This window comes from Bradyrhizobium sp. 14AA, assembly GCF_054185205.1.
Genome location: NZ_JAVAYM010000002.1, coordinates 34,215 through 48,979, shown reverse-complemented (window position 1 = coordinate 48,979; position 14,765 = coordinate 34,215). Strand labels below are relative to the sequence as shown.

Below are 14,765 nucleotides of genomic sequence, written 5' to 3'. Positions count from 1 at the left end.
ACCAGGACGCTTGCCGCGCCACGTATTGCCGTGATCGCGTGACGCTGATAGCTTGACGGCAGGGGACGAGCAGACTCCCCGATAGACGGCGTACCGTCCAAGCTCTGCGCAGCACTCGGATTCGAGGAGATTGCGCATGTACGCCCTAACCCGCAGAATTCATCGCTTTCCAAATCGCCATGTTCCGCGGCGCGGCGCATATTCGCGCGTTCCGCCCTTGAAGTAGGCGGATCAGAAATAACCTCTGCAGATTTGGGGATATGCAGCCTCCCCATGAGATGGGTCATCCATCCAAGTGCTCGTTACCTCGCTCGGGGAGCGCGATCTATGGATGGATTTGTCTTTTTTGTTTTCGCTCTTGCCGCCCTCGCTGGCGGCTTCGTCAGCGGCTTTTCAGGCTTTGCGATGGGGCTGGTCGTGTCGGGCGTCTGGCTGCACATCATCACGCCGATGCAGACCGCGACTCTAATCGCCGGCTACGGCTTGCTCACGCAGGGCTACGGCATCTTCAAGCTGCGGCATGTCCTCGACGTGAGAAAGGCCTGGCCGCTCGCGCTTGGGACCGTCATCGGCATTCCGATCGGCGTGAGCATCCTAGCGTACCTGAACCCGATCTATCTCCGGTTCGGCGTAGGCGTGCTGCTGGTGACCTACTCCATCTACGGGCTCGCACGTCCCGCGTTCGCGCCCATGAAGATTGGCGCCGGAGCCGATATCGCGATCGGGATCTCGAACGGTCTCCTTGGCGGTTTGACGGGCTTGGGCGGCGTTATCTCGACGATCTCCTGCCAGTGGCGAGGGTGGCCCAAGGATCTGCAGCGGGCGGTGTTCCAACCTGTGTTGTTCGTGGCGTTCGTGGTGATTTCGATCTCTCAAGCCGCCGCTGGGAGCATAACGAAGGAAACTCTGGTGCTGTATGCATTGGGCGTTCCGTTCATGGTCGCCGGCCTTTGGTCCGACTTCAAGCTGTTCGGTAAGATCGACGACGAGACATTCCGCAAGATCGTATTGGTGCTGCTGCTGTTCGCGGGACTCTCCTTGATCGTGTCGACATTGCCTTTTTCGTTCCGCTGACGGCGAGGGCAGGTGCTGCTCTTCCGCTGCGCGGTCGTGAACCAAGGGCGGAACGGCACCGCGGCGCCCGCCCCGGTCGCTGTCGCCGCCTTGGGCCTTCCCAGTGGCGAGAAGAATGGAGGAACCTTTCCAGAATGTGTTCCCGGAGCAGGCCTTGGACTCGCTAGGTGATCTCTAGAAGCGCAATCTGTGAACTAGATCATTTGAGGTTGATGGAGATCGCGCCTATCCAAGGAAGGCGAGTTCGAGGATTGCACCAGGAGGCGGGCAATGCCGATCACTACGGAGAGGACCTCGTTCACCAAAGACGTTCAAGGCCGCTATCTCTGCAACGATTTCGCGGAGGTCGACGCTTGGAGGGCCGCAGGCGGTCGTCCTTTCGATTTCATCATCGTGGGGGGCGGGACGTTCGGCTCGGCGATCGCCGAGCATCTCTGGTTTCGTCAGAAACAAGCTGGCGGAGGATTGCGGACGCTGATCGTCGAAGCCGGACTGTTCACCGTGCCCGAGCACGTCCAGAACACCGGAATTCAGGGATTCGCCGACCCGGCCACGCCTTTCTTCCTGAACGAGAGCCTGCCGCAGCCGGAGCAGCCGCGTAACGAGGTTTGGGGCATCCCCTGGCAATCGACCATCCCCTTCAAGGGGCTCGCCTACACCGTGGGAGGCAGGTCACTATACTGGGGCGGATGGTCGCCTCGTCTGCTCGACGAGGAGATGGCGGGTTGGCCCGCAAATACGGTGGCCGATCTGAAAAGCCGCTATTTCGATGAGAGCTCGCGGCAGATCGGCGTCGACGAAGCGAACGACTTCATTTTCGGCGAATTGCAGAACGCGCTGCGTCGTCAGCTCTTCGACAGTCTGTCCAGCGTTCCCGGGGCGTTTGCGCTCGACGCGCTGCCATCGTCGCCATTACTAAAGCCCGGGTCGGATCCTGCACAGTTGCTTGGACTGACGTCGACCGGCGGTCTCTCGCAGAACGACCTCCTGAACCTGCTGAAGCTCGAAGCGCCTCTCGCAGTGCAGGCGCGGCCACCGCATGCAGGCTTCTTCCCGTTGAACAAGTTCAGCGTCGTTCCGCTGCTGATGAAGGCGGCCCGCACCGCGGCAAGCGACTCCAACGGCAATGATGCGGTCAAGGAATTCATGCTGCTGCCCGACACCCACGTCCTGACGTTGCGCACCGTACCGACGGCGAGAGGTTCTCGGCGCGTTACCGGCATCGATACCAGCCGCGGCCCGATTGACCTGGCGCCGGGCGGCGCCGTGATCATGTCGCTCGGCACCATCGAGAACGCGCGGCTTGCTCTTGCGTCATTCGATGCAACCGGCCTGCCGACCTTGCCGCTGATGGGCAAGAATCTGATCGCTCACCTCCGGTCCAACCTCGTCATCCGTGTGCCGCGGGCGGCGATTTCCGGCCTTTCGCCGGCGGCGAGCGAACTGCAGACAGCGGCGCTGTTCGTGAAGGGACGGGCCACGCGTCCGAACGGTGATCTGATCGGCCACTTCCACCTTCAGATTTCCGCGAGCGGCGGGGGTAACACTGTCGGCGCTGAGGACGAGCTTTACCGCAAGGTCCCCGATGTCGACTTCTACGATCAGCTCCGAACCTCGACCGACACTCATGTGGCAGTCGCAATCAGGGGTCTGGGAGAGATGGAGCCGGTGGATCCGGCCAACCTCGCTGCCCACCCGAGCCGCGTCGATCTGAGCGCGCGTGCTGACGAATATGGAATCCGTCGCGGATCGGTCGCGCTGGTCCCAACGCAAAGGGACCACGATCTCTGGGACGCAATGGATGCGGCCATGCAGCAGGTCGCTGCCATCTTTGCCGGCGGGCAGCAGATGCAGGTTCTTCAGAGCAATCGAGACGGGCTGGGGACGACGCATCACGAAGCCGGAACGCTTTGGATGGGGACCGATCCGGCTCTGAGCGTTACTGATAGCGGCGGGCGCCTTCATCATACTGAAAACCTGTACGCGGCAGGCCCGGCGCTATTCCCGAGCATTGGCTCGCCCAACCCGATGCTGACCGGTATCGCGCTGTCGCGGCGCACTGGCGACCTCATCATGACGCCACCAGCATTCGTCGCCGATGCGGGCTTCGAGACGCTGTTCGACGGCACCTCGCTCGGCGACTGGACGATGTCGACGATCAGCAATCAGCCTGGTCGAGACGACCCCGGTTCATTTCGCGTCCGACGGGGCGTGCTTGAGGGGCGAACGGGAACTGATCTGGGCCTGCTCTGGCTTACACGACCGACGCCAGGACGCTACGTGCTGCGCCTGCAATGGATGATGACAGCGCCTGACGACAATTCGGGCGTATTCATCGGTTTCCCGGACCCGCGGAACGAAGGTTACGACAACACGGCATATGTCGGCGTCAACTTCGGTTTCGAGATACAGATCGACGAATTGGCCCGGCCTGACAATGCGCCGATCCACAGAACCGGCGCGGTCTACCCTTTCAAGGGCCCGACGGACGGTCCAATGGTCGTCCATCCGCCAGGAGAGTGGAACGACTATGAGATTACTGTCGACGGCGCTGACATCACCGTCGTGCTGAACGGACAGACGGTGAATGTTTTCCATTTCGCCGGCGATGCGCAGTCTCCGCGTCGAGGACTTCCATCAACCGCGCAGGACCCGCGTTTCATCGGCTTGCAGACACATACCGGCCGCGCGCTCTTTCGCAACATTCAGTGGAAGACGTTAGAAGGCATCGTGGCATGAACCTAATGCCACTAGGATCGCTGGGCGCCGTCGAAACGAACGGCACAGTGACGTTCGGGTTCTGGCTTCCGTGGGTCGCGGCGAGCGACGGCAACATCGTGACCGTGAAGATCATTCATGAGGCGGATCAGTTTCTCCAGGACCTGCCAGCCCGAGAGTTTCAGCTCGCGCACGGTCTTCGCCCTCCCTACGGAGATTTCTGGTCCGCCACGGTGCCCATCGCCGGGACCGTTCCGGCGGTGGCTGGCTCCGCCTGGGGGACGCCGGGCCGTTACGTGTATCGCTACACGATTACGAATCCGAACGTCGACACGCTCGATTGGATTATCGACCCGTTTGCGCGCGAATTCGGTGTGGGCAAGCAATCCGCCTTCACGTTGGGCTACCAACCTTACGTCTGGAATCCGGGCGAGACGCAATGGCGAACGCCGGCGCTTGCAGCAGCGGGCCAACCGGGGAATAGGTTCGGAGGTCATATTTGTAGGGAGCGTAGTTGCCGTGCCAGGCCACCACGTCGAGGGGAGAATGAGCAATATCCGCCACCCAAAGCGCTCCCCCATTTGACCAGCATTTTGGAGGGGGCGTCTCGATCTTCGTACGCCGCGACGGGCGTAAGAAAGTCTCTGGAGTTCGCGAGGCAATTTGCTCCGGCCCGACACTGGGCCTGGAAGTCGCCGGCAAACTGAACAACGCCGTCGTCGCCTTCGGCGCCAAGTCCGGAGAGAAAGAGAGTCCGGCGCGGACCAGAGATCGTCACGGTGCCAGCGACCGCCGGATCCACATCGTCCGGGCGGGCCTTCTTCGCGAAGGCCCGGCATTCGGTCGCGATCGGGCACCATCGCGACAATATCGTAGGTGAAGGTCTCGCCGATGGCGCTGAGCTGCGAAACGTTCAGAAGGGTGCCGGGAACGCGGACCAGATCCTCCTTGGGGAGCTGCGCGCGGCACTTGGCCGAATCGGGCTGCCGCAGTCTCCCGTCACGAAGGTCGTTGAGCGGATGACGTTGTCGTTGCTGCCGCCGGGCGCCACCATTTCCGCCTTCATCTTCTTCTGCACATACCCGCACTGCCCGATGAAGTCCTGTGGGAGCATTGCGATCGGCAGCCCCGTGGTGCCCGATCCCTTCTGGACTGCATGAAGTCCGGAAACGCAGGTCGTGCTGTCGCGGCCGGAGACTTCAAGCACCTCGGTTGCGCCGACATTCCATTTTCCGAGCGTCTCCTTGTTGCGGAAGATGGTGAAGGCGGTGTCGTTGCCTGATGCCGCGAGCGACGCCGTTGCCTCGATTTCGATCATCATGCCGGCGTGAGCGAGCTGGGAGATGTCCGCGACGGTGAGGGCGGGGCGCGGTAAGTCCGCAAAGCGCTGATCGATGCATGTGTAGAGATCGCCGACATTTCGGGCGTCGATCAGGTAGACCCTGAGCATGGCGATGTCACCAAGTCCCGCGTTGCGCGTCCCCAACATTCGCCCGAAATTTTTGAGCGCATAGTCACACTGCTTGGAGAATTCGCCGCGGTAACGGACCTGAGGAGCGTATTGCGTCGTGCTGTCCTCGTCCTCCGCGCCGACGCCCGAGACGAATATCGTCCTGCTGCGGCCGTTGATCGCGACGATGTCGGAAATCTTTCCGTGATGAGATGGCACAATGGCTACAGTGCGCGTTGAAAACGGCACATCATCAGCGCGCGCGCTGGGGGACGACAATTGGAGCGACACGACGGTCGCGAGGATCGCTAGAACTTGAATGCCTGTCTTCACTGTCGCTGCCATATTCTCATCATGTGCGCGCGACTCTTGCCGCGCTCGCGCGTCAGCGAAACGCACCGTCTTTCCTGGATCAAGCCTAACCTTTAGATACGATCTATCTAATATCCAGATGGCATCAGGCGGCCGGCAGTGCCGCCGAGCTCAGCTCGACAAATCGCATCAACTGATCGGACGGGCGGTCGCGGTTGTACGCGAGGTAGCGATGGCTCTTCGATCCGAGCGAGGTCACCGAGCGCTGGACGACGTTACGGACGGCAATCTGGCCGTAGCATTTAGGGAGCACGGCGATCCCCAGGCCGGCGGCCACAAGGTCCAGTATGGCGCCGCCGTCCTCCGCTTCCTGAACCATTTTGGGCGCAAATCCCGCACCGCTGCAGAGGTGAAGGACATGACCGTTGAGCCCGCGTCGGCTCGCATTGGCGAAAAAGATGAATGGCTCCGCGGCCAGGGCCCGGACGTCAATGGCCCCGCGCTTGAGAAGAAGCCGATGGTCCTTCGGGACGAACACTTCCAGCGGGTCGGACCAAAGGCGAACAATGGTCACGTTCTGAGGCGGACGTTGTGTGCGGCCTGATCACCCGTGCGGCATTTCCATTGCTTCTGAGTTTTCATCCCGTTCGATAAAGCCCGCAGATCCCATGGTACCGGCGACTATGTGCTCGTTGTAGAATGGGAGATGAGGGCGAGCAAAACGGACAATCTGTTCGGGCTGCCGCGCAGCAAGTCATCGCTGTTGCATGGTCGCAGCATGCCCCTACGTCCTTCGGGTTCGAGCGCGTTCACAGATCAAATCGAAGCTGCCTAGACGAAGCCGAATAGCAAATCCTTCCATCGTCCGTGAGTTTGGCAAAGGACGACAGCCGCCCGTCTTCCCTGGTCGTTGCGTCGATGAGATGAATAACCTGATGTCCGCTGACGATAAGATAGTCCGCAATGATCTGCCTGTGGCAGTCGGTCCATTGCCTTTCCGCGCACATCAGGGCCAGCGGCGGTGCGGAGAGCTGACGGAGATGGCGAAGCGCGTCTTGGAAGCGGTCGGTCATGGCGTAATCGGCGTAGTTGCGGAGAAATCCCGCCGGCCATCCGGCGTTCGGGCTAGGGGACATTGTCGTCGGTGGCCCGCGATAGCCGCCAAGTTCCGGAAGGTGGTGATAGGCAATACCGATGGATGCCAGAGCCTCTCTCAGGGATCCGAAGTTGAAGTGAGGGTTTCGTCGCGATGCCGGAAACTTTCGCACGTCGACCAGCGTCCGTACGCCGGCCGAATGGAGTACATCGAGAAATTCGGGCAGCGACCTGTTGGAATGGCCAACCGTGACGATCGTTCCGGTGAACAGCGCGCAAGTCATGTCGCTGAGATCTGGAGCATCTGCACCGCCGTACTGATGGATTTGTACAATTCGTCGACGAGCCGGGGCGCGCGAAATCGGTAGAGCCTTCCAAGCACCAGGTTTTGTGATCGGTTCAGTTCCGGTAGCGGACGCGAAATGAGCTTGCCGTGTCCTGCTACGTCGTACGGCGGAACGAAGTTCAGGAGTGAGTATCCGAACCCGTTGGCGACGAGGCTGCGAACCATTTCGAATGAGTCCGTCCGTTGAGATATCTTGGGTGTCAGGCCCTTGCTGGCGAAGAGCGACAGGAAATAGTCGCGTGTTCGCGGTTGATCAAGCAGCACCATCGGTTCGTCGACGAGGTCTTGCAACGAGCACCGTTGGCTGTGGGCTAGCGGATGCGACGCGGGCAGGACCGCCTGAACAGGCATCGGGCGCAGCGGAGACAGGTGCAGCGTCGTCGGAATATCGTAGTCGTAAACGATAATGAGATCGAATCCGCCGGAATGCAGGCCATCGAGCAGCGCCTCATGCTTGTCCTCACGCCAGCGCAGCTGAATCTCGGGATGGTTCGCGGCCACTTCTTTGAGAACCAGTGGAACGAGATACGGAGCAATGGTGGTGAGGCAGCCGATGTTGATGCGGCCGACCGCCTTGTAAGGACCTCGCTGCGCGACCGATTCAATTTCCCGCGCATGAAGGAGAATGTTACGGGCGTGAGCAGCGAGATCCTGGCCCGCCGAGGTCAGGACCAATCCTCTCGCGTGGCGCCGCACGAAGAGCTGAACCTGGAGAAATTCCTCCATTTGAGCGATGGCGGTCGAGATCGAAGCGGATGAGACGTTGAGCGTTTCCGCGGCGCGGAGAACGCTCTCGCGGTTGGCGGTTGCAAGAAAGTAGGTCAGCTGCCGCAGCGAGAGCTTCGGGACGTTCTCTCCGACTTCAAGCTTGTCCTGGTATTTGTCTGGACTCACGGCCGATCCCTCTCTCAAGTCTGGTTGGGCCTGATTGCCTGTCCCGCACGCAAAACGCTGCAACTGCTTTGGGCATTTCGAGTGAGGTCTAAGCAGTTCAAAAAAACCAAACCAAAGCGACCTGTAATTATAATTGGCAGAACCAAGAGCGAAGGCAATAGTCGAGTGGAGTTTGACGCGGTGCATTGGCGCCGAATGATTGGAGCTCGCAATGGTTGCGCAGAAGCAATTTCTCACCACGGCGTATGGCGGATATCTCAAGCAGGAGACTCCGGCCGAGAATGCAGAGCTGACCCACGTCGAGAAGGGCTCGCCGGCCGGCGAGTTGCTGCGGCGCTATTGGCAGCCGATCGCCTTGACCTCGGAAGTCGGCGAAGTGCCGCTGGGCTTCCGCATGTTCGGCGAAGATCTGGTGGTCTTCCGCACCACCAAGGGTGAGTACGGCATTCTCGATCGTCATTGCAGTCATCGCGGTACGTCGCTGGAGTTCGGCCTGCCGACGGAAGACGGCCTGCGCTGTTGCTATCACGGCTGGCTGTTCGGCGTGGACGGCCGCGTGCTCGAAACGCCCGGCGACCCGCCCGGAAGCGCGCTGAAGGATCGCCTGTTTCACGGAGCCTATCCTTGCAAGGAATATAAGGGCCTGATCTTCGGCTATTTCGGCTCACCCGCGAGCGTTCCGGATTTTCCGATCTACGACAGCTACGAATATCCGAACGACAAGCTCGTTCCCTATTGCGTCACTTATCCCTGCAACTGGCTCCAGGTGCAGGAAAACGTCATGGACCCCGCGCACGCGGTGTTCCTGCACACCCGCGTCACCTTCTCGCATTTCTCGGACACCTGGGGAGAATTGCCGGTCATGGACTTCGTCGAAACCCCGACGGGCATGATCTACGTCACCACGCGGCGCTGGAAGGACAAGGTGTGGGTGCGCTCCAACGACATCATCATGCCGAATCTCGCCCAGGTTGGGCATATCTGGGAGGATGGCCAGGACGCCAAGCAGTTCGGGCGCGTTGGTATCACGCGCTGGACCACGCCGATCGACAACACCACCTGCAAGGTGATCGGCTGGCGGCACTTTCATCCCGAGGTCAATCCGCGCGGCATCGGCAAGGAGGAGGAGTGCGGCCTCGAGAAGGTCGATTTCTACGGGCAGGGCGCTGGTCAATCCTTGGAGGAGCGTCAGCGGTTGCCCGGCGACTACGATGCGATCGTTTCGCAGCGTCCGATCGCCCGGCACGGGCTCGAGCATCTGACCTATTGCGACAAGGGCGTGGTGATGCTGCGCAAGCTGTTGCGCCGTGACATCCGCAAGCTCGCCGCCGGCGAGGAGGTGCCGACGTCGACGCTGCGGTCCGGCGGCCTTATCCCGACTTATTGCCACGATACGGTGCTTGCGATCCCGCCGATCGCGGGGGTCGACGATCTCGAATTGCAGGAAGAAATCGGGCGACGCGTAACCGAGATTGTCGTCGAGGGTGAACACCACACGTCCGACGATCGGCTCGCGATCGTTCGCAATATGCTGACGGAGTACGAGCGCTCTGTCGCGTCACAGGCCGCGGCCTGATCTGAACCCGGAGAGCCAAGCGTGTCGACCAATAGTCCCATTCATCCCGGCGCAGTGGCCTGGACCGGCGAAAATCCCGGCATCTATCTGAAGGACACTCAGGATGGTCCCTGGACCGGACTGATGTGCTTCTTTCGTATCCTCTATTCTGAGCACGGCATGGGCAGCGGCATCGTCGTGCTCGACAAGCCCGGCGTTGCCAAAGGCTATCCGGAAGCCGTGAATGTTTGCATCAGCGACAACGAACTGCTGGCGCGCTACTTGATCGCCGAGTTCTTCTCGAAATTCGCCTCCTTCCGTGTCTCTCCGGGTATCCAGTCGGTCACCCACCTGCCTATGATTGAGTGCCGGCGGGAGGGCAGCACGCGGTCGACCTATTCGGAGATCGTCCGCAGCGAGGAGCTGGAGGTCGTCGCGACCTGGACCAAGCTCGGCGCGCCGTATGCGGTGGACATGCCGGCCGAGAATGGCCCCACCAAGATCCACCAGATGTACAGCCTGTTCCTCGATGCTGCCGAAGGCTCGGTCACCATCAATGGCCGGCCCCTGTCGGGCAAGGTGGTGCAGCGGGATTTTGCCGGTACCCGCAAGAGCACGGCATTCCTTGCGTTCTCTGAATCGTGGATGCAGGTCTGATTGGAGGATCCATGTCCGACGCATTGCAGTTTCTCATCAGTGGACTGGTCGTCGGCAGCATCTATGGCCTGATCGGCGTCGGCTTCACCTGCATCTACAACGTCACCGGCATCGTCAACTTCGCCCAGGGTGACTTCGCCATGGTCGGTGCGATGAGCGCGATCGCACTCCAGAGCGCCGGCGTGCCGATGTGGCTCGCCATCATTCTCGCGATCCTGATCACGTGTGCGGTCGCCGTGCTGATCGAGCGCGCAGCTGTTCAGCCGGTCCGTGGCGACGTGATGCGGGGCATCATCGTGACCATCGGCGTCGGCGTGGTCCTGCAGGGCATCGCCGCCATCATCTGGGGAACGGATGCCGAGCCAATGCCGGCCTTCTCCGGTGAGAAGCTCATCCATGTATTCGGGGCCACTTTGATGCCTCAGTCATTGTGGGTGCTCGGCACTGCCGCGGTCGCCATGATCGCGCTCGACCTGCTGTTCCGTCGGACCTATCTCGGCCAGATGTTTCGGGCCTGCGCGATGAATCCGTTCGCTGCACGGCTCGTTGGGATGAAGGTCGAGACCATGAGCCTTGTCGGCTTCCTGATGTCAGGCGCGCTCGGAGCAATAGCCGGCATCGTCGTGGCGCCGATAGCCCTGACGCAATACGACACCGGGTTGCAACTCGGCATCAAGGGGTTCGTCGCCTGCATTGTCGGTGGCTTCGGCGGCCCTATCGGAGCGGCGCTGGGTGGAATCGTGCTCGGTGTGCTGGAGGCCTTCTCCGCCGGCTATATCAGTTCCGGCTACAAGAACGCGATCGCCTTTGCTCTCCTGCTCGGCTTCCTGTTGTTCCGGCCCGGTGGCCTGTTCGGCGAATATGAGCGGGTGCGTGCATGAGGCACTGGCGCATTCCGGCACTGATCGTGCTCCTCCTGTTCTGCGCATTATCCCGCAGCAGCTACCTCGTCAGCCTGGCGGTCGTGATCGGCCTGCAGGCCTTGCCGGCGATCGGGCTCGCCCTGATCTCCGGCTTTACCGGGCAGATATCGCTCGGCCATGCCGCGTTCTATGGGCTCGGAGCCTATGGTGCGGCACTGATCGGAAGGTGGTTTGGTGTTCCGGCGTGGCTCGACATCCTGCTGGCGACCGCCCTCGTGTCCGCGATCGCATGGGCCATCGGCTGGCTCGTCTTCCGCCTCAAGGGCCACTATCTCGCCATGGCGACGCTGGCATTCGGGATCATCGTGCAGGTTGGCTTCGTCGAACTGCGCGACCTCACGGGCGGGCCCAACGGGCTCACAGGCATCGCCCCGCTCGCGCTGTTCGGCTACGCGCTCGATGGCGATTTCGTCTTCCTGCCGGCTGTCTGGGTCGTGACCATCGTGACGATCATCTGCGCGGAAAATCTCATCGCCTCGCCGAGCGGGCTTGCGATCCGGGCGATCTCCGAAAGCGAGATCGTCGCGCGTTCGGTCGGAAACGACGTCCAGTCGGTCAAACGCATGGTGATGATGTTGAGCGGACTCTGCTGTGCGCTGGGCGGCGGGCTCTATGCCCATTATGTCGGGTACCTCAGTCCTGGCCCCTTCGACGTCGGTTTCTCGGTCAAGCTCCTGTTGATGGTGGCGATCGGCGGCTTTGCCGACATCTGGGGTGTTCTGTTCGGTGTGTTCTTCATCACGCTGATCGGCGAGTTCCTCAGGCCGCTCGGCGCCTACGATGTCGTTGCTTATGGCCTGTTGCTGGTGGTGAGCGTGATCTATTGCCCGAACGGACTGCTGCGCGGCGTGTCAGCACTGGTTGCTCGCGGCGTTCGATTCTCCGCGGAGGGGCGGCCGTCATGAGCGAACCGCTTCTGTCGATCGACCGTGCTTCGGTGAACTTCGGGGCCTTCAAGGCGCTCACCGACGTGAGCTTCAGCATCACGGCCAACGAGCTGGTCGCGCTGATTGGCCCCAACGGCGCCGGCAAGACCACGCTCCTCAATGTCCTGTCCGGTGAAATCACGCCGCAGACGGGTACGGTCCGCTTCGGCGGTCGCGACGTGACCGGCGAAGCACCGCACCGCATTGTGGCCCGGGGACTGGCCCGCACGTTTCAGGCCGCCGAGCCGTTTCAGCGCCTTACGGTGCGGGAAAACGTCATGGTCGGCGGTGTAGCGGGTCATCGGGTCAATCTTTTGTCGGCGCTGATCGGGCGCGGCCGCGCTTTGCTCGAGGACGGTGCGTTGAAGCGCCAAGCCGATGCGCACCTCGCCATCGTCGGCCTGACCGAACTTGCGGATCAGCCTGCATCCGTGTTGACGGCGGGGCAGCGCCGCCTGCTCAGCATCGCGCGCCTGCTCGCCTCCGGCACGAACATGCTGGTGCTCGACGAGCCCGGCGCCGGGTTGAACGATCTCGAGAAGCGGACGCTCGGTGACATCATCCTGTCGCTGCATGCGGCCGGCAAGACGATCCTGTTCATCGATCACGATATGCCCCTCGTCAGCCGTCTTGCGCAGCGCATCCTGGTGCTCGACCAGGGGCGTATCATCGCCGATGGCGAACCTGAGGCGGTCAGGAGTGATCCGCGTGTGCTGGAAGCCTATCTGGGCCAGCGTGCGGCGCCGATGCCGGCGAAGACGGCTCCGCTTCGTCCACGCGTCACAAAATCGCTGCTGGAGCTCTCCGAACTCACCGTCAGTTACGGTGGACTGACCGCATTGGACCGTGTTTCACTCACTGTCGGGGAGGGCGAGATCGTCGCCTTGGTCGGCGCCAATGGTGCGGGCAAGAGCAGCCTGCTCCGCGCCGTGGCCGGTATCGAGACATCGACGGCCGTCGGCGCGACGTTCGACGGTGCCGAGTTCCGCTGCGTACCGGCGGATCGCGCGGTCGCCCGGGGCATTAGCCTGGTGCCGGAAGGGCGAGCCCTGTTCTCCTCTCTTACGGTGACGCAGAACCTCGCGGCCGGCCGCTATGCGCGCCGCCGTGCCGAGGGGTTTCGCCATGTGATCTGGCGCAGCGCCCGGGAGCGGCGGGTCTTCGAGGAAAGACTGGAGGCCGTCTATCAGCTTTTTCCGGTTCTGAAAGAGCGCTCGCTGCAGCTTGCCGGCACGCTCAGCGGCGGCCAGCAGCAAATGCTGGCGATCGGCAGGGCCCTGATGGGACAGCCCCGGCTTCTGATGCTCGACGAGCCGTCGCTCGGGCTCGCGCCGCAGGTTCTCATGGAGATCCTGCGCTGTATCGAGCGGCTGCGCGACGAGGGGCTGACGATTTTGCTGGTGGAGCAAAATGTGTCTGCAGCGCTGTCGGTCGCTGATCGAGGCTACGTGCTGGCCAATGGTCGCGTGGTTGCCGAGGGCACCGGCCGGGCGCTGCTCGATGATCAACGGATCACCGCAGCCTACCTCGGGTCGAGCGAGCCGGTCTCCGGTCGTTCGGACCAAGTTTCCCGCGCAGCGGCGATGTGAGGAGAGTGCTGTGACTGACCTCTCGACAGCGACTGACGACGTTCTGGATACCGGCCTTCATACCGCAGATGCCGATGCACTGAAACGCATGCACGCCGTGCGCCCGGTGTGGCGCGGTATCGCGCTCGCGCGTGACGTCATTCCGTTTTCCGGTCGGACGATCCTCCACGCCGGCCCACCGGTGCGTCCCGGCCGCATCGCGCAGCCGCTCGCGAACAGCGCCATCATGGCGATGATTTACGAAGGCTGGGCTCAGGATGCGACCTCAGCAGCCGCGCAGCTCGATCGCGGCGAAGTGCAGCTCCGACCCGCGCAGGATCACCGCACGATGGTACCGCTCGCGGCCGTGCTCTCGCCGAACATGGCGGTCCAGGTGGTCGCCGACGCGCGCAACTCCGAGAATGTCACGTTCAGCCCGCTCAATGGCGGCATGGCGTTGGCGCAACGACTTGGCCTGTGCAACCGCCAGGTGCTGTCGCATCTGCGCTGGATCAACGGCAATCTCGCCTCCACGCTGGAGATCATAGCCGACCGTGACGTGCCGCTGATTGATATCGCCGATGCTGCTTTGGCGGATGGCGACGATTTGCACTCGCGGACGATTTCGGCGACCCGCCGCCTTGTACGGGCGCTGGCACCGCGGCTCGGCGGCGATACGCCGGAACGGCGCTTTCTCGACAAGGCCTCTGCTTTCTTTCTCAATATCTGGATGGCGGCTGCGGCATGTATCGCGAGCGCGGGAAAGGGAGAAGAGAGCAGCCTCGTCACGGCGCTCGGCGGCAACGGTGTCGAGGTCGGTGTGAAGCTTGGTAGCCAGCCCGATCGCTGGTTTACCGCAACTGCTACGCCGCCCGCGGGCAGCCTCGTAGAAGGCTTTAAGAACGAGGATCGGCTCGGCGCGATCGGCGACAGCGCGCTGTTGGATGCCATGGGGTTCGGCGCGATGACCGCCGTATCGATGCGCGGCACGATCCCCGCGGTAAACGATTTCGCGGACCTGCTGCCGCGCCCGCACAGCGCCTTCACGAGCAGCGGGCTCCATCTCGGAATGCCGGCGCGGAATATCATCGCGCATCATGTCACGCCCGAGATCGTGCTCGGCATTCTCGATCGCAACGGCGACAACGGCAGGATCGGCGGGGGAATCTATCGCCCGCCTCTTTGCCTGTTCGCGACCGCAGTCGCGGCGCTTGAATTGAACCTGACACCACCAAAGAGGGGTTGAC

11 protein-coding genes and 2 pseudogenes are annotated in these 14,765 nt (G+C 62.2%); 8 read left to right on the top strand and 5 right to left on the bottom strand.

Translation table 11 applies throughout. From position 1 onward, the window contains the following. Positions 1-327: 327 nt before the first annotated feature. Together RAD15_RS05300 and RAD15_RS05295 are read left to right on the top strand one after the other, a co-directional pair. The gene (locus RAD15_RS05300) at positions 328-1,074 is read left to right on the top strand and encodes a TSUP family transporter (RefSeq protein ID WP_458175130.1); all 747 of its coding nucleotides are present in this window, start codon (positions 328-330) and stop codon (positions 1,072-1,074) included. Between the two features lie 270 nt (positions 1,075-1,344). Then, positions 1,345-3,813, top strand: a complete 2,469-nt coding sequence (locus RAD15_RS05295; protein ID WP_458175128.1) for a family 16 glycoside hydrolase — start codon at positions 1,345-1,347, stop codon at positions 3,811-3,813. A gap of 441 nt (positions 3,814-4,254) precedes the next feature. Here RAD15_RS05295 and RAD15_RS05290 read toward each other — a convergent pair. The 5 genes and pseudogenes from RAD15_RS05290 to RAD15_RS05270 form a co-directional block, all read right to left on the bottom strand. Continuing rightward, positions 4,255-4,462: pseudogene (locus tag RAD15_RS05290) on the bottom strand (homogentisate 1,2-dioxygenase); the annotation flags it as partial. Positions 4,463-4,705: 243 nt separating this feature from the next. Then, complete coding sequence (locus RAD15_RS05285) at positions 4,706-5,641, bottom strand: RidA family protein (protein ID WP_458175118.1); 936 nt, start codon at positions 5,639-5,641, stop codon at positions 4,706-4,708. A 58-nt stretch (positions 5,642-5,699) separates the two neighbouring features. Next, positions 5,700-6,134, bottom strand: a pseudogene (locus RAD15_RS05280) (LysR family substrate-binding domain-containing protein); the annotation flags it as partial. 229 nt (positions 6,135-6,363) lie between these two features. Continuing rightward, on the bottom strand, positions 6,364-6,933 hold the full coding sequence (locus tag RAD15_RS05275; RefSeq protein WP_458175116.1) for a DUF488 domain-containing protein: 570 nt from the start codon (positions 6,931-6,933) through the stop codon (positions 6,364-6,366). Beyond that, entirely contained in the window at positions 6,930-7,889 is a 960-nt protein-coding gene (locus RAD15_RS05270) for a LysR family transcriptional regulator (protein ID WP_458175115.1), read from the bottom strand. Before RAD15_RS05270 ends, RAD15_RS05275 begins: the two co-directional genes overlap by 4 nt. A 211-nt stretch (positions 7,890-8,100) precedes the next feature. Here RAD15_RS05270 and RAD15_RS05265 point away from each other — a divergent pair, with 211 nt between their 5' ends. Genes RAD15_RS05265 through RAD15_RS05240 form a run of 6 tightly spaced genes read left to right on the top strand, consistent with a single transcriptional unit; the run spans position 8,101 to position 14,764 of the window. After that, complete coding sequence (locus RAD15_RS05265) at positions 8,101-9,465, top strand: Rieske 2Fe-2S domain-containing protein (RefSeq protein WP_458175113.1); 1,365 nt, start codon at positions 8,101-8,103, stop codon at positions 9,463-9,465. A 21-nt stretch (positions 9,466-9,486) separates the two neighbouring features. Then, on the top strand, positions 9,487-10,101 hold the full coding sequence (locus RAD15_RS05260) for a hypothetical protein (protein ID WP_458175111.1): 615 nt from the start codon (positions 9,487-9,489) through the stop codon (positions 10,099-10,101). 11 nt (positions 10,102-10,112) lie between these two features. Further along, positions 10,113-10,982, top strand: a complete 870-nt coding sequence (locus tag RAD15_RS05255; RefSeq protein ID WP_458175109.1) for a branched-chain amino acid ABC transporter permease — start codon at positions 10,113-10,115, stop codon at positions 10,980-10,982. Further along, the gene (locus RAD15_RS05250) at positions 10,979-11,929 is read left to right on the top strand and encodes a branched-chain amino acid ABC transporter permease (protein ID WP_458175107.1); all 951 of its coding nucleotides are present in this window, start codon (positions 10,979-10,981) and stop codon (positions 11,927-11,929) included. The genes RAD15_RS05255 and RAD15_RS05250 overlap by 4 nt, the downstream gene beginning before the upstream one ends. Beyond that, positions 11,926-13,539 carry an ATP-binding cassette domain-containing protein gene (locus RAD15_RS05245; protein ID WP_458175105.1) on the top strand — a complete coding sequence of 538 codons (1,614 nt, stop codon included), beginning with the start codon at positions 11,926-11,928 and terminating at the stop codon, positions 13,537-13,539. Before RAD15_RS05250 ends, RAD15_RS05245 begins: the two co-directional genes overlap by 4 nt. Then, entirely contained in the window at positions 13,451-14,764 is a 1,314-nt protein-coding gene (locus tag RAD15_RS05240) for an oxamate carbamoyltransferase subunit AllG family protein (RefSeq protein WP_458176052.1), read from the top strand. The genes RAD15_RS05245 and RAD15_RS05240 overlap by 89 nt, the downstream gene beginning before the upstream one ends. Position 14,765: the final 1 nt, after the last annotated feature.